The 20,520-nt window shown below is 67.5% G+C and carries 26 protein-coding genes; 14 read left to right on the top strand and 12 right to left on the bottom strand.

Annotation, left to right across the window (positions count from 1 at the left end):
• Positions 1-13 precede the first annotated feature (13 nt).
• From DDZ14_RS04550 to DDZ14_RS04560, 3 genes are all read left to right on the top strand, one after another.
• Complete coding sequence (locus DDZ14_RS04550; protein ID WP_109423763.1) at positions 14-640, top strand: SCO family protein; 627 nt, start codon at positions 14-16, stop codon at positions 638-640.
• Between the two features lie 65 nt (positions 641-705).
• Positions 706-1,260 carry an ActR/PrrA/RegA family redox response regulator transcription factor gene (locus DDZ14_RS04555; protein WP_109423764.1) on the top strand — a complete coding sequence of 185 codons (555 nt, stop codon included), beginning with the start codon at positions 706-708 and terminating at the stop codon, positions 1,258-1,260.
• 85 nt (positions 1,261-1,345) lie between these two features.
• A complete protein-coding gene (locus DDZ14_RS04560; protein ID WP_109423765.1) occupies positions 1,346-2,965 on the top strand; it encodes a DNA polymerase Y family protein in 1,620 nt (539 codons plus the stop codon).
• 72 nt (positions 2,966-3,037) lie between these two features.
• On the opposite strand, the gene yaaA is transcribed toward DDZ14_RS04560, so the two are convergent.
• The 4 genes from yaaA to DDZ14_RS04580 form a co-directional block, all read right to left on the bottom strand.
• Complete coding sequence (yaaA, locus tag DDZ14_RS04565) at positions 3,038-3,814, bottom strand: peroxide stress protein YaaA (protein ID WP_109423766.1); 777 nt, start codon at positions 3,812-3,814, stop codon at positions 3,038-3,040.
• Positions 3,815-3,879: 65 nt separating this feature from the next.
• Positions 3,880-5,922, bottom strand: a complete 2,043-nt coding sequence (recQ, locus tag DDZ14_RS04570; protein ID WP_109423767.1) for a DNA helicase RecQ — start codon at positions 5,920-5,922, stop codon at positions 3,880-3,882.
• Positions 5,923-6,063: 141 nt separating this feature from the next.
• Positions 6,064-6,663 (bottom strand): PRC-barrel domain-containing protein, encoded by a 600-nt coding sequence (locus tag DDZ14_RS04575; protein ID WP_146193089.1) that lies wholly within the window; start codon positions 6,661-6,663, stop codon positions 6,064-6,066.
• Positions 6,664-6,813: 150 nt separating this feature from the next.
• Positions 6,814-7,845 carry a sodium:calcium antiporter gene (locus tag DDZ14_RS04580; protein ID WP_109423769.1) on the bottom strand — a complete coding sequence of 344 codons (1,032 nt, stop codon included), beginning with the start codon at positions 7,843-7,845 and terminating at the stop codon, positions 6,814-6,816.
• 121 nt (positions 7,846-7,966) lie between these two features.
• On the opposite strand from DDZ14_RS04580, the gene DDZ14_RS04585 reads away from it, so the two are divergent.
• Positions 7,967-8,155 carry a PLD nuclease N-terminal domain-containing protein gene (locus tag DDZ14_RS04585; protein ID WP_109423770.1) on the top strand — a complete coding sequence of 63 codons (189 nt, stop codon included), beginning with the start codon at positions 7,967-7,969 and terminating at the stop codon, positions 8,153-8,155.
• A 267-nt stretch (positions 8,156-8,422) separates the two neighbouring features.
• On the opposite strand, the gene DDZ14_RS04590 is transcribed toward DDZ14_RS04585, so the two are convergent.
• Complete coding sequence (locus DDZ14_RS04590; protein WP_109423771.1) at positions 8,423-9,463, bottom strand: AI-2E family transporter; 1,041 nt, start codon at positions 9,461-9,463, stop codon at positions 8,423-8,425.
• A 112-nt stretch (positions 9,464-9,575) separates the two neighbouring features.
• On the opposite strand from DDZ14_RS04590, the gene DDZ14_RS04595 reads away from it, so the two are divergent.
• Both DDZ14_RS04595 and DDZ14_RS04600 read left to right on the top strand, forming a co-directional pair.
• The gene (locus DDZ14_RS04595; protein ID WP_109423915.1) at positions 9,576-9,773 is read left to right on the top strand and encodes a CsbD family protein; all 198 of its coding nucleotides are present in this window, start codon (positions 9,576-9,578) and stop codon (positions 9,771-9,773) included.
• 9 nt (positions 9,774-9,782) lie between these two features.
• Entirely contained in the window at positions 9,783-10,295 is a 513-nt protein-coding gene (locus tag DDZ14_RS04600; protein WP_109423772.1) for a pyridoxamine 5'-phosphate oxidase family protein, read from the top strand.
• 73 nt (positions 10,296-10,368) lie between these two features.
• Here DDZ14_RS04600 and DDZ14_RS04605 read toward each other — a convergent pair whose 3' ends face one another.
• The 3 genes from DDZ14_RS04605 to DDZ14_RS04615 form a co-directional block, all read right to left on the bottom strand.
• Positions 10,369-11,037: a PRC-barrel domain-containing protein gene (locus DDZ14_RS04605; RefSeq protein ID WP_109423773.1), complete on the bottom strand. Its 669-nt coding sequence runs from the start codon at positions 11,035-11,037 to the stop codon at positions 10,369-10,371.
• Between the two features lie 111 nt (positions 11,038-11,148).
• The gene (locus DDZ14_RS04610) at positions 11,149-11,730 is read right to left on the bottom strand and encodes an exopolysaccharide biosynthesis protein (protein ID WP_109423774.1); all 582 of its coding nucleotides are present in this window, start codon (positions 11,728-11,730) and stop codon (positions 11,149-11,151) included.
• Positions 11,731-11,822: 92 nt separating this feature from the next.
• A complete protein-coding gene (locus tag DDZ14_RS04615) occupies positions 11,823-12,554 on the bottom strand; it encodes a Crp/Fnr family transcriptional regulator (protein WP_109423775.1) in 732 nt (243 codons plus the stop codon).
• A gap of 85 nt (positions 12,555-12,639) precedes the next feature.
• On the opposite strand from DDZ14_RS04615, the gene DDZ14_RS04620 reads away from it, so the two are divergent.
• Entirely contained in the window at positions 12,640-13,017 is a 378-nt protein-coding gene (locus DDZ14_RS04620) for a hypothetical protein (protein ID WP_146193090.1), read from the top strand.
• Positions 13,018-13,025: 8 nt separating this feature from the next.
• Here the strand turns inward: DDZ14_RS04620 and DDZ14_RS04625 are convergent, their stop codons facing one another.
• Positions 13,026-13,421 (bottom strand): phage holin family protein, encoded by a 396-nt coding sequence (locus tag DDZ14_RS04625; protein WP_109423777.1) that lies wholly within the window; start codon positions 13,419-13,421, stop codon positions 13,026-13,028.
• 3 nt (positions 13,422-13,424) lie between these two features.
• Entirely contained in the window at positions 13,425-13,745 is a 321-nt protein-coding gene (locus tag DDZ14_RS04630) for a YqjD family protein (RefSeq protein WP_109423778.1), read from the bottom strand.
• A 149-nt stretch (positions 13,746-13,894) separates the two neighbouring features.
• Here DDZ14_RS04630 and DDZ14_RS04635 point away from each other — a divergent pair, with 149 nt between their 5' ends.
• Positions 13,895-14,065 carry a DUF1328 domain-containing protein gene (locus DDZ14_RS04635; RefSeq protein ID WP_109423779.1) on the top strand — a complete coding sequence of 57 codons (171 nt, stop codon included), beginning with the start codon at positions 13,895-13,897 and terminating at the stop codon, positions 14,063-14,065.
• 95 nt (positions 14,066-14,160) lie between these two features.
• Here DDZ14_RS04635 and DDZ14_RS04640 read toward each other — a convergent pair whose 3' ends face one another.
• A complete protein-coding gene (locus DDZ14_RS04640; protein WP_109423780.1) occupies positions 14,161-14,985 on the bottom strand; it encodes a response regulator in 825 nt (274 codons plus the stop codon).
• On the opposite strand from DDZ14_RS04640, the gene DDZ14_RS19950 reads away from it, so the two are divergent.
• From DDZ14_RS19950 to arsB, 5 genes are all read left to right on the top strand, one after another.
• Entirely contained in the window at positions 14,984-15,265 is a 282-nt protein-coding gene (locus DDZ14_RS19950; protein WP_233252481.1) for a NepR family anti-sigma factor, read from the top strand. The two genes, DDZ14_RS04640 and DDZ14_RS19950, sit on opposite strands and share 2 nt — an antisense overlap.
• Positions 15,265-15,816 (top strand): RNA polymerase sigma factor, encoded by a 552-nt coding sequence (locus DDZ14_RS04650; protein ID WP_109423781.1) that lies wholly within the window; start codon positions 15,265-15,267, stop codon positions 15,814-15,816. The genes DDZ14_RS19950 and DDZ14_RS04650 overlap by 1 nt, the downstream gene beginning before the upstream one ends.
• The gene (locus tag DDZ14_RS04655; RefSeq protein WP_109423782.1) at positions 15,813-17,570 is read left to right on the top strand and encodes a sensor histidine kinase; all 1,758 of its coding nucleotides are present in this window, start codon (positions 15,813-15,815) and stop codon (positions 17,568-17,570) included. Before DDZ14_RS04650 ends, DDZ14_RS04655 begins: the two co-directional genes overlap by 4 nt.
• A gap of 53 nt (positions 17,571-17,623) precedes the next feature.
• Positions 17,624-17,794, top strand: coding sequence for an entericidin A/B family lipoprotein (locus tag DDZ14_RS04660; RefSeq protein ID WP_369914477.1), 171 nt, complete (start codon positions 17,624-17,626; stop codon positions 17,792-17,794).
• 183 nt (positions 17,795-17,977) lie between these two features.
• Positions 17,978-18,988 carry an ACR3 family arsenite efflux transporter gene (gene arsB, locus DDZ14_RS04665; protein ID WP_109423783.1) on the top strand — a complete coding sequence of 337 codons (1,011 nt, stop codon included), beginning with the start codon at positions 17,978-17,980 and terminating at the stop codon, positions 18,986-18,988.
• Positions 18,989-19,090: 102 nt separating this feature from the next.
• Here the strand turns inward: arsB and DDZ14_RS04670 are convergent, their stop codons facing one another.
• Positions 19,091-19,558: a PRC-barrel domain-containing protein gene (locus DDZ14_RS04670; RefSeq protein ID WP_109423784.1), complete on the bottom strand. Its 468-nt coding sequence runs from the start codon at positions 19,556-19,558 to the stop codon at positions 19,091-19,093.
• A 401-nt stretch (positions 19,559-19,959) separates the two neighbouring features.
• Between DDZ14_RS04670 and idi the strand changes: the two genes are divergently transcribed.
• Positions 19,960-20,487 carry an isopentenyl-diphosphate Delta-isomerase gene (idi, locus tag DDZ14_RS04675; RefSeq protein WP_109423785.1) on the top strand — a complete coding sequence of 176 codons (528 nt, stop codon included), beginning with the start codon at positions 19,960-19,962 and terminating at the stop codon, positions 20,485-20,487.
• Positions 20,488-20,520 lie beyond the last annotated feature (33 nt).

The following is a 20,520-nucleotide window of genomic DNA, read 5'->3' on the forward strand; positions in this document are numbered from 1 at the left end:
GACAGGATTTTCCATGACCCGGATTTACGCCATAACCGCCGCCGTACTCGCCGCCGCCTTCCTGGGTGCCATCGCGGCGATGTCCTTCCTTGGCCGGGAGGAGGAGAGCGAATTCGCCTCCTGCAGTTCGGCGACCGTCGCGGGTTCCGACCAGATCGGCGGACCGTTCGAGCTGGTGAATACCGAGGGTGAGACGGTGACCGAAAAGGACGTCTTCACCAAGCCGTCGCTGGTCTATTTCGGTTACACCTATTGCCCCGATGTCTGCCCGCTGGACAATGCCCGCAATGCCGGGGCCGTCGATGCGCTGACGGGACGCGGCTACGACGTGCAGCCGGTTTTCATCACCGTCGATCCGAAACGCGACACACCCGAGGTGATGAAGGATTTCACCGGCTATCTGCACCCGAAGATGGTCGGTCTGACCGGCACGCCGGACCAGACCCGCGCCGCCGCGCTGGCCTACCGCGTCTACTTCAAGCTGAACGATCAGGAGGATGACGAGTTCTACCTGGTCGATCACACAACCTATACCTATCTCGTCCTGCCGGGCCACGGCTTCGTGGAGTTCTTCCGCCGCGAGGCGACGCCGGAACAGATCGCCGATACCGTCGCGTGTTACATCGACGCCCAAACGTGACATTTGACCGCAGGCCAGCCGCGTTCTAGAAGTTTGGGAACGAAAGTTTTTCAAGGGACGGATGGATGGCGGAACGCAAGCTGCGCGAGATCGGTGACGACAATTCCCTGCTGATCGTCGACGATGACGAAGCCTTCCTGCGCCGGCTCGCCCGCGCGATGGAAAAGCGCGGCTTTGCGCCCGAACAGGCGCTCTCCGTCGCCGCCGGCAAGGCCATCGCGACGGCTCGTCCTCCCGCCTATGCGGTGGTCGATCTGCGGCTGGAGGACGGCAACGGCCTCGATGTGGTCGAACTTCTGCGCGGCAAGCGTCCCGACGCGCGGATCATCGTGCTGACCGGCTATGGCGCCATCGCGACGGCGGTCTCGGCGGTCAAGATGGGCGCCACGGATTACCTGTCCAAGCCCGCCGACGCCAACGACATCACCAATGCGCTGCTCGCCGATGGCGAGGAACTGCCGCCGCCGCCCGAGAACCCGATGTCCGCCGACCGGGTCCGGTGGGAGCATATCCAGCGCGTCTACGAGATGTGCGACCGCAACGTGTCGGAGACCGCGCGGCGGCTCAACATGCACCGCCGCACCCTGCAACGCATCCTCGCCAAGCGCTCCCCGCGCTGAGAGACCCCGGCCCGCCCGGCCCCTCGACTCCGCCCATATGGCGCGCTAGATTTGGAACAAATAGCGAACATATAGCTTTCCCGTCATGTCCCGGCGACGTTTCCTTTCCCTGTGGCTTCCCCGGCTCGCGGCCGAGCGCGTCCTGCGGCAGGCACCCGGTCTGACCGCCCCCCTCGCGATCGTGGCCGAGGCCGCCAACAGCCGGCACCTGGCCAGCGTCTCGGCGGCGGCCAGCGCTGCGGGCCTGGCGGCGGGGCAGCGGCTGGCCGATGCGCTGGCGCTCTGCCCCGCGCTGGTCACCCGCCCCGCCGATCCCGCCACTGAACAGGCGTTCCTGGCCGCGCTGCGCCGCTGGGCCGGGATATTTTCTCCCTGGGTGGCGGAAACCCCGCCGGACGGGCTGATGCTCGACCTGACCGGCTGCGCGCATCTCTTCGGCGGCGAGGCCGCGCTTCTGGAGCGCATCGAGGCCGGCTGCGCCCGCCACGGGCTGAGCCTCTGCGCCGGCCTGGCCGACACCCAGGGCGCGGCTTGGGCGCTGGCGCGCTTCGCCGACCAGCCCGCCGCCCCGGCGCGCAGCGGCGATGCGATCGACCAGGAGGCCCGCGCCACCCGCTCCCGCGCGGCGCGGCGGCACCACCGGACAGGCATCGGCGCGCCGCCCGCGCCCGCCGCCGGCACCGGCCGCATCGCCGCCCCCCGGCAGACCCGTAGTGCGCTGGCGCCGCTGCCGGTGGCGGCCCTGCGGCTGGATCCCGATACCGTGGCCGGGCTCAACCGGATGGGGCTGCGGCATGTGGGCGATCTGGCCGGCGCGCCGCGGGCCCCGCTCGCCCGGCGCTTCGGGCCGGCGCTCACCCGCAGGCTGGACCAGGCGCTGGGCCTTCTGGACGAGCCGCTCTCCCCCGCGCCGGCGCCGCCGCGCTTCGCCACCCGCCTGACCCTGCCCGAGCCGATCGGGCTCACCGACGACATCCTGGCCGCCATCGACCAGCTGCTGCCGCCGCTCTGCGCGCGGCTCGAGCGCGCAGGCCGCGGGGCGCGGGCGCTGCGGCTGCAGATCGAACGCTGCGATCGCACGACACAAAGCGTCACGCTGGGCCTGGCCCGCCCGATGCGGCAGGCCGCGCAGATCCGTCCGCTCCTGGCGATGAAGGCCAACGCGCTGGAAGCCGGGTTCGGCATCGACCGGCTGCGGCTGGAGGCTTACGTGACCGAACCCGTCGCGCCGCGCCAGGACGCCGCCCACACCCCCCGCGCCGCCGCCCCCGCCGAGGCCGATCTCATAGCGCGGATCGGCGCGCGGATCGGGCTGGACGCGATCACCCGCGCCCACCCGGCCGAGAGTCATATCCCGGAAAAGACCGCGCATGACATGGCCGCCGCCTGGTCGGACCCGGCCGGGGACTGGCCCGCGCCGCCCGCGCCGCGCCCGCTTCTGCTCTGGCGGCCCGAGCCGGTCACGGTCGAGACGGATGGCCGCCCCCCGGCCGCCTTCCGCTGGCGCCGGCGCCGGTTCCGCACCGCGCAGGCGGCCGGGCCGGAGCGCATCGCGCCGGAATGGTGGCTCGACGATCCCGACTGGCGCAGCGGCCCGCGCGACTACTGGCGCGTGGAAACCGAGGACGGTGCGCGGCTGTGGCTGTTCCACGCCCGCGGGCGGCTGACCTCGGGCGGCTGGTTCTGCCAGGGCGATTTCGGCTGACCGGACCGCCGCTTTCTTCTTGCTTCAAATATCCCCGCCGGAGGCGGAATACTCTTTTCAGGGCGCCGCCGCTCAGGCCGCGGGCCAGGCCCGCACGAACACCATCCGGTCGCCCTCCGACAGATCGGGCGCATGGGCATAGCCCCCGGCGTCGAAATCGTGCAGCCCCTCGGGCGCGGTGATCCGGCGCTGGAGGATGAACCGCGCCATCGCGCCGCGCGCCCGCTTGGCATGGAAGCTCACGATGCTCCGGCTGCCGTCCCGCTCCTCCAGGAAGACCGGTGTGACGACGCGCGGCCGAAGCGCCTCCGACACGGCCGAGAAATACTCGACCGAGGCGCAATTCACCAGCAGGTCCGTGCCTGCCGCTTCGGCATCCGCGTTGAGCCGTTCCGCGATCCGGTCGCCCCACCAGTCATAGAGCGTGCGGCCCCGGCTCGTGCCCAGCCGGCTGCCCATCTCAAGCCGGTAGGGCTGGATCGCGTCGAGCGGCCGAAGCACCCCGTAGAGACCTGAAAGGATCCGCAGCCGCACCTGCGCACAGGCGATCTCGTCAGGGTCGAGGCTGCGCGCCTCCAGCCCCTGATAGGTATCGCCCGCGAAGGCGAAGACCGCCGGGCGCAGGCTTTCAGGGTCCGGACTGGCCGAGAACGCCCGGAACCGCTCGAAGTTGAGCGCGGCCAGGGCCGGGCTGATCCGCATCAGCTTCTGCAACTGCGCCGGCGACAGTCTCCGGGCCACGTCCCGCAACCCGGCGGCTTCAGCGGCGAAGACCGGATCCGTCATCGAGCCGCCATAGGGCGCCTCGGACCAGTCGAGTTTCTTGGCCGGCGATACCACAACCAGCATGCGCCTTTCCCCCCGTCATGAGCGTCGCCCGGACCATAGCGTCCCGACAGGCGGCGTCCAGCGCCTCAGGCCTCCTGCAGGACCTCCAGGAAGGCCGGGCCGAAGCGTTCGGCGCGGCGCGCGCCCAGGATGCGCTCCAGCCCCCGCATGTCCGCCGGGCGCAGCTCCGCCAGCTTCGCGATCAGCCCGGCCGGACAGCTCATCGGCTTGGCCGTGCCGTCCGACCCGCGGGTCAGGTCGCTCTGCACCTCCAGAAGCCGGTCGTAGAGCAGGCCGCCCGCCTGCCCGGCCAGCCGGCGCCGCGCCGGGTGGGGCCGCTCGGCCGCCGCCCCGGTGATGACCGCAAGGAAGGCGGCGCCGTATTTCTCCAGCTTCGTGGCGCCCACGCCGGTGATGCCCGCCAGCGCGTCGAGCGTCTCCGGCCGCCGCTCGGCCATCTCGATCAGCGTGCGGTCGTTGAAGATGACATAGGCTGGCACGCGGGCCTCCTCGGCCAGCGCCCGGCGCTTGGCCTTGAGCGCCGAGAGCAGCGGCGCGTCTTCTTCGGAGACCAGCGCCTTGACGGCGGGGCGGGCGGCACCGCGGGTCATGGTGTCGCGGCGCAGCTCGATCGCGGCCTCGCCCTTCAGGATCGGGCGGGCGGCGTCGGTCATGCGGAAGGCGCCGAAGCGTTCGGGATCGGGGCGGATCAGGTCATGCCCCATCATCTGCCGGAAGACCGCCTGCCAGATGCGCCGGTCATAGGCCCGCCCCACGCCGAAGGTCGGCAACCCGTCATGGCCGCGCGCGCGGACCTTCTCGGTCGCGTTGCCGGTCAGGACATCCGTCAGGTGGCCCGCCCCGAAGAACTCGCCCGTGCGCAGGATCGCCGAGAGCGCCATGCGCACCGCCTCGGTCCCGTCGAAGACATCCGCCGGCGTCTCGCAGAGATCGCAATTGCCGCAGGGCTCGGCGGTTTCGCCGAAATAGGCCAGCAGCTTGCGGCGGCGGCAGCTCAGCGCCTCGGCGAGGCCAAGAAGCGCGTTGAGCCGCGCGTGGTCGGCCGCCTTGCGCTCCGGCGGGGCCAGACCCTCGTCGATCTGGCTGCGGCGCAGGCGGATGTCGTCGGCACCATAGAGCGTCAGCGTGTCGGCCGGGGCGCCGTCGCGGCCGGCGCGGCCGATCTCCTGGTAATAGGCCTCGATCGACTTGGGCAGGTCGGAATGCGCAACCCACCGGATATCGGGCTTGTCCACCCCCATGCCGAAGGCCACCGTCGCCACCACGATCAGCCCGTCCTCGCGCGCAAACTGCGCTTCCACGACGCGGCGCTCCTCGGGATCCATGCCGCCGTGGTAGAAGGCGGTCTTGTGGCCCGCCTCGGCCAGCGCGCGGGCCAGCGCCTCGGTCCGCGCGCGGGTCCCGCAATAGACTATGCCGGGCTGACCCTTGCGCGCCGCCGCAAAGGAAAGGAGCTGTTTGCGGGGGCTGTCCTTGGCGGCGAAGGCCAGCCGGATATTGGGCCGGTCGAAGCCGCGCAGGAAGGTCTCGGGCGCCTGCCCGTCGAAAAGCCGCGCCACGATCTCCTCGCGGGTCTCGGCATCCGCCGTGGCGGTGAAAGCGGCAAGCGGCACGCCCAGCCGGGCGCGCAGCGCGCCGATGCGCAGATAGTCGGGGCGGAAATCATGGCCCCACTGGCTGACGCAATGGGCCTCGTCCACGGCGATGAGCCGGGTGCCGATGCGCCTGAGCAGCGCCTCGGTCCCGCCGGAGGCCAGCCGCTCGGGCGCCATGTAGAGCAACCTCAGCCGCCCCGCGTCGAGGGCGCTGAAGACCTCCTCGGTCTCCGCCTCGGTGTTGCCCGAGGTCAGCGCACCGGCCACAACGCCGGCCTCGCGCAGGGCGCGCACCTGGTCGCGCATCAGTGCGATGAGCGGCGAAATGACGACCGTCACGCCGTCGTCGCGGCAGAGCGCGGGCAACTGGTAGCACAGCGACTTGCCGCCGCCGGTGGGCATGATCGCCAGCGTGTTGCGGCCCGCGATCACCGCCTCGACGATCTCTTCCTGTCCGGGGCGGAAGCGTTTGAATCCGAAAACGGAGGCGAGAACCTCCCGCATGTCCTGCATGTGGCTTTGGCCCGGTTTATGTCTGCTCGATTGGGTCGAATCTTTCACATCCCGCGCGGGCAAACAAGCGCGGGCAACCCTCCGGACAGCAAAAAGGGGCCACCGCAGCGGCCCCTTCGCAGGCTTGGGTCCGGTCCGGCGTCAGCCTTCCCAGCGCTCCATCGATTTCAGCTCTTCCTCGGTGGCGTCCACGGTCACGCGCAGACGGCCCATGGTGCCGTCGGCGCCTTCCTCGCGGGAGATGTTGAGTTGCTCAAGCGGCACGGCCACGGGCTTCTCCCCCAGACCCAGAAAGCCGCCGATATCGATGATCACCTGTTCGATCATGCCGTCGTCGTTAAGCTGCAACGTGTTGATTTCCCCGATTCTCTCGTCATTGAAGTCATAGACCGAGACGCCTTCAAGCTCCTCGGCGGTCAGCGAGCTTACGTCGCTGACGGACATGCTCTCGTCACCGGACGCACCGGCGTCGGCCTGCGACTGCGCGGAGCCCTCTGCGCCTTCGTCCATGCCGGCGTCGCCTTCCGTGGCTGCATCGGCTGATGTGGAGGCGCCCTCGTCCATGCCGGCGTCGCCTTCCGTGGCAGCGTCGGCCGAGGTGGCGGCGCCTTCGTCCGTCGCCGCGTCGGCGCCCTCCTGCATATTGGTCTGCGCCCCGGATTCGGAACTCATGTGGCTGTCCGCGAAGACCGGCATGGCGGCCATCGCGATGATGGCGGTCGTGGCCATAAGACGTTTCATGGTCATTCTCCTTAAATTTCGTGCCCGGCCCGATGCCGTGGCATGATGCCCCGGAAACGCCCGCCCCCCCGCTCCGGTTTCCCCGTGCGGCGAAAAAACTCCCGAACAATGTCTGGAACCCGACGCCGCGTGAAAGCGACGCGAGGCGCGTCAGCCTTGCAGCGCCTGCACCATGACGGCACCGCAATAGATCGCCAGGATCGACAGGCTTTCCACGCCGATCCCGCCGGGCCCCCGCTTCTCGCGCATGATCAGGCCCAGCAGCAGGATGGCGGTCATCGCCATGCCGACGGTCAGCCAGAAGAGTTCGGCCTTGCCCACCGCGTGATAGATCGAGCCCTCGCGATAGCCGATATCCGACAGGGTCAGGAAGAGCACGTCGAAGGTGTTGCCACCGATGATCCCGCCCACGGCAAGCTGCAGTGCGTTGCGGCGCACCGCCGCCATCGTCGTCACAAGCTCCGGCAACGAGGTGACGACCGCGGTCATCAGCGCGCCCACCAGCGCCTGCGAGAGATCGAGACGATCCGTCAGTTCCGCCGCGGCGCGCGCGATCGTCCAGCCGGCAAGCCCCAGGATCAGCATCAGCGCGAAGAACCCCGCCAGCAGGCGCCCGGCGCTCCTGCGCGCGTCATCCTCGTCTTCGGGCACATCCCGGCGGGTTTCAGCGGTATCGACCGGGTTCCACATCGGCGCCCGGCGTACCTCGCCCGTGGCCTTTACGCCGATGCAGAAGATCGCCACCAGCAGGACCGAGGCCGGGTGGACCGCCAGCACGGTCACCGGCGGCATGACGAAGGCGGCCAGCGGGATGGCCAGCATCAGGATCAGCAGCGCCGCCTGGAACATGTTGGTCAGCTCGGCGGCGGCGTGCTCCAGATTGGCGCGACGATAGACGATATCGGCCAGCGCCAGAAAGGCGGTCTGCGCGGCTATGCCGCCGACCCCGTTGGAGAAGGCCAGCGAGGCGTTGCCGTCCAGTGCCGCGGTCAGCGAGACGACCGTGCCCGAAAGCGAGGTCGCAACACCCAGCAGCACGCCGCCGGTCAGCGCCTCGCCCAGCCCGGTGCGATCGGCGATCCGGTCGGCCATCCCGGTCATCGCCGTGCCCGCGACCAGCACGACGGCCGCAGCAAGGGCGAAGACCGTCACGACGGCGGCAAGCGAGAGCGAAGCGAACATCACGGTCAACGCCTCCCCGGCGTGGCTGGTTGCATTACGCCTTGCGGGAACCATTCCTCCGGTTCGAGCATTGGTCAACGATCGACTCGACCCGCTTTACTGTTACGGAAAGGAACCTCCCATGACGGAGATAACCGGGTTTGGCGGCCTGATCCTTCTGATACTGGACCTCTGGGCCATCATTTCCATCATCGGATCGTCGGAGACCACCGGCCGAAAGGTTCTCTGGACGCTGCTTGTCATCCTGCTGCCGCTCATCGGCTTCATCGTCTGGCTCATCGCCGGGCCGCGCGCCTCACGGACCGTCTGACGGCCGCCGGGCGCCTCGGTCGGAACAATCGGGCCCGACACGCGTTTTTTCGGTGGGCCGCAACGTCCCCCCATGGCACGCGGTCCGCGGCGGCACCATGTGCCGGCCCTTCAAAGACGGTAACGGTGATCCGCCGAAACATCCGCCAGATCCGGCGGATAGGGCCCCCGTCCCCCCGTGGCGGGGGCCGACTTTTGCGCACCGCACCCGGCGGGCCCCCGCCCGGCATCCTGGAGAAGTCAGCCTGATCCGTCCGCACCTCGGGCGTCAACTCATCGGGTTGTCGCCGAACACGTCGAAGAGCGCCAGCGTCGCGACCAGGATCGGGATCGCGACGATCCCGCCCAGAGGCCCCCAGAGCCAGAGCCAGAAGACCAGCGAGACGAAGACGAGCAGCGGGTTGACCGCCACGTGCCGCCCGACCATCGAGGGCGTGACGAAATTCGCCTCGATCAGGTTGAGGGTCAGGAAGATTACTGGCGGCAGCAATGATGCAAGCCCATCGAACACCACGAGACCGGCCAGCAGCAGCGACGCGGCCATCGCGGCTGGCCCGATATAGAGCACGTAATTCAAGAGCGCCGCGACGAACCCCCAGATGAAGGGCGAGGGCATGCCAATGCTCATCAGCGCCAGCGACAGCGCCGCGCCCAGCCCGGCATTGACAAGAGTTATGGTCAGGAAATAGCGCGACACCCGCGATTCGGCGGCGCAGAAGCGTTCCAGGATCACCGGCGTGTCGGCCCGTGCGCCCAGCCGTTGGGAAATCCAGCGATAGATGCCGGTGCGCGTCAGGAGAAAGAAGAAGAGGGTGCCCATGAAGATCACCGCCTGAGCAAGCAGGAGCGGCGCCATCAACAGCGCGTCGGTGACCGTCGGCAGCCGATCCGCGGCATCGCCGTCGCCGGCGTCAATGCCGGGTTCCGCGCCCAGCGCGGATTTCATCTCGGCGTTGACCTCGTCGATGCCCTGGATGAGCCCCCGGAACTCGTAGATCGTCTGGCGGATTTCCCAACGGATGCGCGGCAACTCGTCCACCAGCCGCCAGATCACGGGCTCCAGCAGGAAAGCGATCCCGGCAAGGAATACGACGCTGAAGAGCAGCACCGTCAGGGCCACCAGGGCGCGCGGCAGCCCGCGTCGGTCGAACCAGTCGGAAACCGGCGCCAGGATCACGCCGCTGACCAGCCCGAAGACCAGCGGCGCCACGACATCCTCGGCAAGTTTGAGGCCGGTGAATCCGGCCACCGCAGCGATCAGGACAACCGCGGAAAGGTAAATCCGGTTGTTGGGGGTCATGTCCCTCATAACAAAGCCACCAACCCCCATGTGGGCTTCTTGGTTCCCGATCGCATCGGAGGAACCGCCGGCGTTCGCGGGCGTTGAGCCGGCAGGACACGAAACCGAGAAAGGAAAAACGATGAACTGGGATCAGATCAAAGGTCAATGGAAGCAGCTCAAGGGATCCGCCCGGCGGAAATGGGGCGAGATCACCGATGACGAACTGGAACAGGCCCAAGGCGACCGCGACCGGCTGATCGGGCTGGTGCAGGAACGCTACGGCATCGCTCGCGAAGCCGCAGAGAAGCAGGTCGATGAATGGTCCCGCGAGATTTGAGGTGAACCGATGACCGATAACGAACAAACGCAGGACGCCGCGCTGAACGAATTATGGGACCAGCTCGCCAAGGTCCGGGCCGGGATGCTCGGGCTCGATTGCGCTGGCGGACATGTCCAGCCGATGACCCATCACGTGGACCGCGAGAACCGGGCGATCTGGTTCATCGCCTCCGCCGACAGCACGCTGGTCGAGACCCTGGGCGAAGGCGCGACCGGGCATTTCACGTTGCAGACGCCGGATCAGGACTACTACGCCTGCCTGCGCGGCACCGTGCGCCCCAGCGCGAGCGAGGAGAAACTCGACGAAATCTGGTCGACCGTGGCCTCGGCCTTCTTCGAGGAAGGCCGCGATGACTGGAAGGTGCGGCTGCTCAAGATGCCGCTCCGAGAGGTCGAATGCTGGAGCACGCGCAAAAGCAGGCTGCTTTTCGGGCTGGAGCTTCTGCGCGCCGCCACCGAGCCGAATGCCACGCCCGATCTGGGCGAACACCATGTGCTCGACCTGAGCGCGGCAGCCTGACGGGGCTCCCGGATCGCTCTTTTCCGGGGTGAGCCCGCGGCGACCGGACCGGTTCCCCTTCCGGCGCCGCGGGTCAGCCGGGTTCGGGCGCCTTCGCGACCTCGGCCCCGGTCATGTCGAGTACCAGATGCGTGTCGCCCTCGGCCATGTGGCGCAGCCGTCCGAACGGCACCAGATGCCCGTGATGCGACAGCAGGCGGCCCTGACCGACAACGAAATGGGTTATCTTCATCGCCCCGGTGTCGAAGATCAGGTCGTCCACCTTGCCCAGCTCGCCGTCGCTGCCGAAGACCGGCTTGCCCAGCCAGCGGGTCGCGCGTTCCAGTTGCAGCACGCGGCTGTCTCCAGGGGTCGCCGGATGTCCCGTATCCGCCGCCGCGTGCCCGGCGGCGAGCTGCTCGTAGATCAGGAGCGGCGAATAGGTATAGCCGAAAGGCCCGACCACCAGCGGTGGCCAGTTCTCGATATGCCAGGGCTGGTCGCTGGTGTCATCCCGCCAGCGCGGCGCGTCCGCGATATCCTCCTCGCTGAGGCTGACGGCCCAGTCCCGGCCGCCGGCCTGCGGCGCGTCGAGATGCGATGCCGCGACGAGGATCTCCGTGGCCTCCAGCCAGCCGCCGATATCGACCGCGACATAGCGGATATCCCCGCCGGGAACATCGAAGAAGACCTCGTGGATGGGAAACCGCGCGTCGCCGCTGCGCGCGCGGTGATGCACGAGGTCACTGATGGCATGTGACATGTTGCGCCGCCTCCGTTCCAATTCCTTGCCCGGACAATCGGCCCGGACTGCCCGTGCAGGCTGCCACGCTCCGCCCGCATATGCCACCGCTAACGCGGGGTGTGCCCGCGCTTAGAGCAGCATCAGCGCCGCCGCGGCCAGCGCCGCGATGCTGGCCACCAGCGCCACGATCATCACCACGCCATCGCGCATCAGCACCGCCAGCCCCAGCAGCGCGATGGCACCCATCGGCGCTGTCGCGGCGAAGGGGATGATCTCCAGCGGCGGCACCAGAAGCGCCAGCAGCGCGCAGAGCCCAGCGGCGATGCGGCTCCAGCCTCGGCCGGTCAGCGCGGTCAGGCGCTGGCCGAGATAACGGTCCATCCAGCGCGCGGCCGGCCGCAACGCCTGCACGGCCCCGCGCAAGCGATCCGCGCCCAGGCGCCGCACGCGCAGCAGGTCGGGCACCCAGAAATGCCGGCGCCCCGCCAAGATCTGAAGCGAGAAGAGCAATGTCACCAGCGCCAGGCCCGTCGGCACGCCGGGGATGCCGCCCAGGGGCGAAATTGCCAGCAACGCGGGAAAGGCCAGGAACGGGCCGTAGGTACGCCGCCCGAAGATGCCTAGGACCTGATCGATGCTCAGTGTGCCGCCTGGGCGCGCGCGTCGCTCCAGACAGTCCAGAATGTCGCCGATCCCGCCGTTGCCGTTCATTCTTGCCTCGCCCTTGCCTGGACGCGCCGGTTTCAGGCTCCGGCGCGGGTGTCCGCATCAACGCCAAATACGCGTCCGGGTTCTCCGGCCTTTCAGATCAGCGGGCGTTGCAGCGGCACGCGCTCCGGGTCGAGTTGCCCCAGGTCGCAGAGCCGCTCATAGGAGAGCACGCGCAATTTGCCGTTCTGCCAGCTTGCGACCTGCTGATCCCGGAGCTTGCGCAGGGTCTTGTTGGTATGGACCACCGACAGGCCCAGTGCATCCGCGAGATCCTGCTGGGTGTAGGGCAACCTCATCTCGCCCCCCGTGACGAGGTCCAGCGCCTGGCCGTGATCGTGGAACTTGACGAAGGCCCGCGCGATCCGTTCGATCGCGTCGAGCTGACCCAGCGCCGCGAGGCTTTCGCCCAGGAAATGCTCTTCCACCGCGGCCAGCCAGGTCAGGTCGAAGGCGCGCTCGGGGTGATCGCGGAAAAGCGACCAGAGCTCGTCCCGTCGGAAGACGCACAATCTCATCGGCGTGCTGGCTTCCACCGAGTGCTGCATCTCCCGCATCACCCCGGCCTGAAGCCCGACGAAATCGCCCGGCAGAACGAAGTTCACCACCTGCCGGCGACCCTCCGGCATCGTCTTGTAGCGCAGCCCCATGCCGCTCAGCACGGTGAAGAGCTGCGGGCTGTTGGAACCCTCGATCAGCAGGGTGGTCCCGGCGTCGACGCTCATCTCGCCGGCCTTGAACCGTTCCATGAAGGCGACTTCCCGGCGCGTCATGGGCGCGAAGATACGGCGCTTTCGGATCGGGCAGTTTCGGCATAGGGTAGCCATGAACGTTATCGCTCCTGACATGTCACAGTTTAATGCGGGCGTCCTGATGCTATAGTACAAGTTGCGGGCAGAAAGGATGACCGCGATGCGTCTTGCGATCAAGGAGAAGCCAGTGCCGGTGGGAGACCACGATGACGGGATCCCCGTCTTCCTGGTGGTCGAGCGCGACAGCCTGATCGCCACGGACCTGATCGAAACCATACGCGCCATGGGCCGGTGCCGCGTCATTCATTTCAGGACACTGGCGGAACTTCAGGGCGCGCTTCCGACGCTGGAACGGATCACCACCGCCGTTTTGGAAGCCCGTCGCGAGACGCTGGTGGCGATGGGACTGGACCAGCAGCTCGGGATGCGCGGCGCGCGGGTCGTCCTGACGATCGGAGACGACGACGTCTCGGACTACGGATGGCGCGTGCTCAAGCGCCCGTTCTCGGAAAAGATGATTCGCGAAAGCCTGGCGTAACGACCGCATCACTCGCGCCGCCTGCCGCCGCCGCCGCCAGCCGACCGGCCCGCCTCCAATCCCAAAACGAAGCCCTCCGCCAGCAGCGTCAGTGGGTGGGCGCCGGCAGAGGTGCGGCGGGGGCGGTCGGCGGTTTCCTGCGCCTGCGTCCGGGGGTCCGATGCGGAAGCGGCAGAGCCTTGTCCCGCCGCCACGGCCAGGAAGATGCAGCCGGCCGCCAGGAAGACCGCACCGATCACGGTCGCGGCGAAGAGCGGACCCTCCATCGCGGCCAGCAACAGCCAGGCCGCAAGCGTGAAAAAGCAGCAACCGACTCCGACCAGCACAACCCCCAGCACCGAGAAGGCCGCCATGCGCGCCGCCAGGCGCGCGCGTTGGCGCGTGCGCTCGATCAACGCGACCATCCACTATCTCCGGCTGGTCAGGAATCCGAGGATGAAGCCGAGCCCCACCGCGAGACCGACCGCCGTCGCGGGCTGCTGCCGGACGGCATCGGCGACCTGATGGCCGGTATCTTCGGCATATTCCCGCGCCTCGGCCGCGCGCGCCTGGCCACGATCACGCAACTCCGACGCGGTGCGGCGCATGCCTTCCACAGCCTCGTCCCGGCGCTGCGCGCCCATGTCCGTCAATGTCTGCGAGATCGACGCGATGTCGTTCTTGAGCATCTCGATCTGCTTGGAAAGCTGTTCGGTATCCGCCTGCGCGGCCGTGTCCTTCTGTGCCATTCCATCCTCCGTTCGTTCCTGGTTGCTCGCATTTCAACGCACCGGGCGCCGGACAGGTTCCAACCCGCCGAACCTGCATATTTTCCGGAACCGCCAGACCGGGGCTGGCGTTGAGCGACCGGTAGGCAATCATCGAAAGGATTACGGACATGCTTACATGGGCATTGATCTTTCTGGGGGTCGCACTTGTCGCCGCCGTTTTCGGCTTCGGCGGGATCGCGTCGGCCTCGGCCGGGATCGCGCAGATCCTGTTCTTCATCTTCATCGTGCTCTTCGTGGTCGCCCTGATCGCGCGGGCCGTGGGCGGACGCGCACCCTGACACCACCGCGCGCTGAACCCGCCACACACAAACAGGGGCGGCGCCGTTCCCGTGCCGCCCCATTTTTTCGCCGCCGTTCCGCACGCCCGGCGTCCCTAGCGGCCCGCCATCAGGCTGTCGGTACTGGCGAAGAACATCGCCTGGCCCACCGCCGAGACAACCTGATCCTCGGTATAGGGCTTGGTGATAAGGAAGGCGGGCTCGCGCCCCCGGCCGGTCAGCAGCCGTTCGGGGAATGCGGTGATGAAAACGACCGGGCGATCGCCCAGTTCGGTCAGAATCTCGCGCGCCGCGTCTATGCCCGAGGAATTATCGGCAAGCTGGATATCCGACAGGATCAGGTCGGGCGGGTCGGAGCGCGCCAGATCGATAGCACGTGCGCGGGTGCGCGCCACGCCGGTGACCTTGTGCCCGATGTTGGAGACGATGGCCGAGATATCCATCGCGATGATCGCCTCGTCCTCGATGACCAGCACGCGGCCCTTCACGTTGTCGGCCATCTCGCGGCGGGCGATGTCCAGCAACGGGCCGACATCGGCCTCCGCGATATCCATGATGCGGGCGATCTGCGCATCGGTCATACGCTCGATGCTGTGCAGCAGCATCGCCTCGCGCGTATTCGGCGTCAGCCGCGCGAGATGCTCCTGCGCGCGCTCCTGCATGCCGGTGCCACCTGTCCCGGCCTCGACCGGCGCCCCGGACGACACCCATATTCCGTGGAAAACGCGGAAGAGATCGGCCTTCGCCGTTTCCGCCGCGCCGATGCAGCCGGGATCGGACAGGATCGCCTCCAGCGTGGCGGCGGCATAGTGATCACCGGTCTCCTGGCTGCCGGTTAGGGCACGCGCATAGCGCCGCAGATAGGGAAGATCGGCACCGATAAGGTCCGTGATGCTTTCGTTTGATGTGGCGTCGGTCATGAGGTTTCCTGAATTTTTCTGCAATCTGACGGAACGAAACGCGACACGGGGCGTTTGGTTCCGTTACAATCGGAAAAAGTCGCAGATCGCAGGCATCATGGGTAAAGAACGTAGAAAATCCACGCTCAAAGAGCAAATCGACGAGAATCTCCGCCGGGCTTATTCGGAAACCGCGGAAGAAGCGGTGCCCGAACGGTTCCTCAAACTGCTCGAGGAACTGCGCCGCCGCGAAGGCAATTCCGCGGGCGGAACCGGAGGCGAAGACGGGGGGGAGAGCTGATGTCCGCACCCGATCCCCGCGACGAGCTTGTCGAGCATCTGCCAGCCATGCGCGCCTTCGCGATGAGCCTGGCGCACAACCCCGCGACGGCCGACGACCTGGTGCAGGACGCGCTGGTCAAGGCGTGGAGCAATTTCGACAAGTTCGAACCGGGCACCAACATGCGCGCCTGGCTATTCACCATACTGCGCAACACCTTCTACTCGATGCACCGCAAGCGCCGGCGCGAGGTCGAGGATCCCGACGGCATCATGGCCGGGCAGCTTTCCGAGAAACCCGCCCATGACGGGCGCCTGGCGATGTCCGACTTCCGCGCCGCCTTTGCGCAACTCACCGACCAGCAGCGCGAGGCCCTGACGCTGGTCGGCGCCTCGGGCTTTTCCTATGAGGAGGCAGCCGAGATGTGCGGCTGCGCGGTGGGCACGATCAAGAGCCGGACATTCCGCGCACGCAGACGTCTGGCCGAACTCATGGATCTGGCCGAGGACGAGCAGATTGAAATGACGGACGCCGCGACCGTCGCGGCTGTCTCCGGCAAGCCGGCGGCATGAACGGCACCGAGCCATCGGGGCTTCGCGCGCTCTGGGCGAGCTTGCCGGCCCGGCTCATCGTGATCCTGACACTGGCGTTGCTGCCCATCGGCCTGATCTCCGTCTACCAGACATGGGAAGTGCAGCGCGAGGCGCGCGCGCTTTCCGGCGCGGCGCTGATGGACCGGACCGAAAGCGCCGCCGCCCAGGAACGGGAGATGATCCAGACCGCTTTCGGCGCGGCCGAGACGGTGAGCGCGGCGCGGAACGTCCTGAGCGGGTTCGCGCCGATCTGCGACGCCTTCATGTCGCGCCTGGTGGACCAGAACCGATTCTACGTCTTCGCCGGATTCATCGGCGCGGACGGGCAGCTCAACTGTTCCTCGTCGGCCGAGCGCCGGGATCTCGGCGGCAGCGTATTCTTCCAGGGCCTGCTGGAGACCCCCGGACCGAAGGTCAGCACACTGCCCCACGAGCTGATCACGGGCCAGACGGTGCTGAGCGTCACGCTGCCGGTGATCGAGGACGGCGCGCTTCTGGGATTCGTCTGGATATCCATGCCCAATTCGATCGCCAGTATCATGCTGGAGGACTGGACCCGCACAGCCGATCTCGTGATCTTCGACGCGCGCGGCAAGATACTGACCACCGAGATCACCCAGGACGATGTCGAGGCGGTCCTGCCAGCGGGCGCGGAACTGGCCGCCCTGTCGCGGCGCGGGCGGCAGACCTTCCGCGGCCTCGACCGGCGCGGCAGTATCCGAGACTTCGCCATCGTGCCCATCGTGGAGGACAAGGTCTACGTGCTGGGAAGTTGGGCCCCCGGCCAGGGCGGGCTGGTGCCCGGCACGCGGCAGCGGCTGACGCTTTTCTTTCCGCTCCTGATGTGGCTGGCCAGCGCCGTGGTCGCCTATTTCGGGCTGCACCGGCTGGTGATCCGGCATGTCCGGCGGCTCAACGCCTGGATGCGGCTATACTCGACCGGGAATTTCGATGTCAGCCGTTCCAGGCTGAACCGCGCGCCGAGCGAGCTGGAATCGCTCGCCGCCTCCTTCCGCATGATGGCCGAACGGCTGGACCAGCACGAGGCCGAACGCAACCGCGACCTGGCCGAAAAGACGGTCCTGCTCAAGGAGGTTCATCACCGCGTGAAAAACAACCTCCAGCTCATTTCCAGCATCATGAACATGCAGATCCGCAGCGCATCGAGTAACGAGGCGCGGCGCGCACTCCACCGGGTTCAGGACCGCGTGACGGCGCTGGCGACGATCCACAGGTATCTCTACAGTTCCAGCAAGCTCTCGCAGATAGAGGCCGACCGCCTGCTCGGAGAGATCGTGGGCCAACTCGTCGCGGTGGGCTGCGTGGACGGTGCCGGCAACCGGATCGCCATCAGCACGCGTCTCAGCCCGGTGGAGATCGGCCCCGACCAGTCGGTTCCGTTGTCGCTGCTGGCCTCCGAGGCGATGATGAACGCGATCAAGCATTGCGGCGCGAATGGCGGCGCACAGCCCTGGATCGAGATCGCGCTGGAAAGTCCCGGTGACGGCCAGGTCCGCCTCTCGGTCGCCAATTCCCGCGCCGCCGGGCCCGACCCGGAGGGCGAGGGAGACGAGGAATCGGCCCCGTCCGGGCTGGGCTCCAAGCTGATCGGATCCTTCGTGGCGCAACTCGATGGCACGCTGCGGACGATCCGGGAACCGGATTGTTTCGTCCTGAAGGTCACGTTCGAGATCGCGGATGTTCTGGCCGGGGAGGCGAACGCCGCCGAATGAATCCGCCGCGCGCCGGCGCAGGGAACCGGATGGCGCCTCGGGCGTTAGGTTGCATGAGCAAACGCAACATGACCGGAGGCTACATGACCCGTTTCGCACCCATCGCCCTGCCCTTCGCCGCACTGATAGCGCTCGCCGCCTGCAATACCGTGGAAGGCGCGGGCCGCGACATCGAGAGCGCCGGAGAAGCCGTCACCGACACCGCGCAGGACGCACAGGACTGACGGGACGAACCGCCTTGAGCGGCAGAAAGGCGGGCCCCATGCGGCCCGCCTTTTCTTGTGCGCGGGGCCTGCGTGTCAATTCGACGCGCCGCCACGATGCCGTGGCACCACGGCGTTTTTGGTGTTGCCAAACGGATTTCGCGTCCCCCAAGTGCTGGTCCGGGACAACAAGGACTGGATGGCATGGGCGTATTCGAGAAATTCCTGTCGCTGTGGATCGCACTGGCAATGATCGCGGGCATTGTCATAGGCAACACGGCCCCATCCCTTGTGGAGGCCGTCGCGGCGGCGGAGTTCGCAAGCGTCAATCTGGTCGTGGCCGTGCTGATCTGGGCGATGGTCTATCCGATGATGGTCGGGGTCGATCCCGGATCGTTGCGCGATGTCGCGCGTCAGCCGCGCGGGTTGCTGATCACCCTGGCCGTGAACTGGCTGATCAAACCCTTCACGATGGCGGCGCTGGCCGTCGTCTTCTTCCAGCATGTCTTCGCACCCTGGATCGCGCCCGAGGACGCGTCGCAATACATCGCCGGCCTGATATTGCTGGGGGCCGCGCCCTGCACGGCGATGGTCTTCGTCTGGTCGCAACTGACGCGCGGGGACGAGACCTACACGCTCCTGCAGGTCTCGGTGAACGACCTGATCATGGTCATCGCCTTCGCGCCCATCGTGGCGTTCCTGCTGGGTGTCACCGATATCGCGGTGCCCTGGGAAACGCTGGTCCTGTCGGTTCTGCTTTTCGTCGCGCTGCCGCTCGCCGCCGGCCTGCTGACACGCCGGCACCTCGGCGAGACCGCTGCGGTCGCCGCATTCCAGGCGCGGGTGAAGCCCTATTCGGTGATCGGCCTGATCGTGACGGTGATGATCCTGTTCGGTCTTCAGGGGCAGGTGATCACCGCCAGACCTTTCGTGATCCTTCTGATCGCGGTTCCGATCGTCCTGCAGAGCTACAGCATCTTCGTCCTCGCCTATGCGGCGGCCTTCGCTTTTAGGGTGCCGCACCGCATCGCGGCCCCCTGCGCGCTGATCGGCACCTCGAACTTCTTCGAGCTCGCAGTGGCCGTGGCGATCAGCCTCTTCGGCCTGAATTCCGGCGCGGCGCTGGCCACGGTTGTCGGCGTCCTGGTCGAAGTGCCGGTCATGCTGACACTCGTTGCATTCGCCAACCGGACAAGGGCACGATTCGCGGGGTGACGCGGGCCCCGCACCGGAAGCGGCCATTCGGCATGTGTAGTCCGCGCATGCAGAAAGGGGGCCGCCTGGGCCCCCTTTCCGGTACTCGAACGCCGTCTGGCCCTACTGCCAGAAATCTTTACTCATCTGCTTGAGCTCGGCGACCTGTTCCTCGCTGCGGGTGGTGACATAGACCACCTCGTCAGCCTCGGTATGGACGACCGAAAGCTCGTCCACGGGCAGGAACACCGTGTCGCTCGACCCGATCAGGCCATCATCCGGATCCACCTCGATGCCGATCATCTGGCCCTGGGCGCCGAGAACGATGTCCTCGACGTCACCGATATCGACCCAGTTCGGGTCCAGCCGCGAGGGGCCTTCGATCATCTCCTGATGGGCACCCTCGTTGGTGGTGTAGAGGTCACTGCCCACGATATCGCGGGTGCGGAACACACCGCTTTCGACTGCGGTGCTGCTTTCTTGCAGCGTGGCATAGTCCTGCGTCGCGCCCGTGGTTTCACCGACTTTATCGGCCAGCACGGGGCTTGCTGCCAGGCCCAGCGCGGCAAGTGATACGGCAAGAGTTCGCATGTCTGCCTCCTTTTGCTTACTGTACTCTCACAAGGTGTACGTTCCCAACGCCCGCCCGCCGCCGGCGTTCCAGCCAAGCGGCAGAAAAATTCCGGCTCTCGCGGGCGCGCCGTCGCGCGCGACATAACTTTCGCCACGTTGAACGCCTTGCCCGGCACGCCCGCAGCTTCATGCGCGACCGCCGCCCTGTGTTCCGGGGGCGGGCGCGTTTCAGGACGCCTGTTACACGTATAATGAGCACCACGAACATTCGTCTCGCTTCGCCGCAACGTGGATGTCCGGAAGCTCACATCCGAGGCCGACATGCACAGGACGCTTGCGCGCGCGCGCCCGATGGCCCATTTCAGGAACATGGCAAAGACTATCGCGCATCCGGCCCGCCCGATCCCGGCAACCGCATCATGACCGAAATGATCCCGGCCTGGGTGAACGGCGAGCTGACCCCGGTCGAGAAGCTGGAGGCGCACCGGACCGGGCTGCGCCACAAGGCGGTGTCGGTCTTCCTGATGCATGGCGCGCATCTGCTGATCCAGCGGCGCGCATTGGGCAAATATCACACCCCCGGACTCTGGGCGAATACCTGCTGCACGCATCCCCACTGGGACGAAGACCCGCGCGATTGCGCCATCCGCCGGCTCCGGCAGGAGTTGGGGATCACCGACATCGCGCCGCATCATCGCGACCGGGTCGAATACCGCGCCGATGTCGGCGGCGGGCTGACCGAGCATGAGCTTGTGGACATCTACCTGGCGACGGTCGGCCACCGCATCGCGGTCGCCCCGGACCCCGCTGAGGTGATGGAGACACGCTGGATCACGCTCAACGCGCTGCGCGCCGGGATCGCCGCCACGCCCGAGCGGTTCACGCCCTGGCTGCGGATATACCTGGCCGAGCACAGCGACCGGATTTTCGGGCTGGAGCGCACCTGACGCAGGCCAATCCCGCGCCCTTGCCAAGCCGCG

This window comes from Maritimibacter sp. 55A14, from assembly GCF_003122205.1.
GTDB lineage: Bacteria > Pseudomonadota > Alphaproteobacteria > Rhodobacterales > Rhodobacteraceae > QEYE01.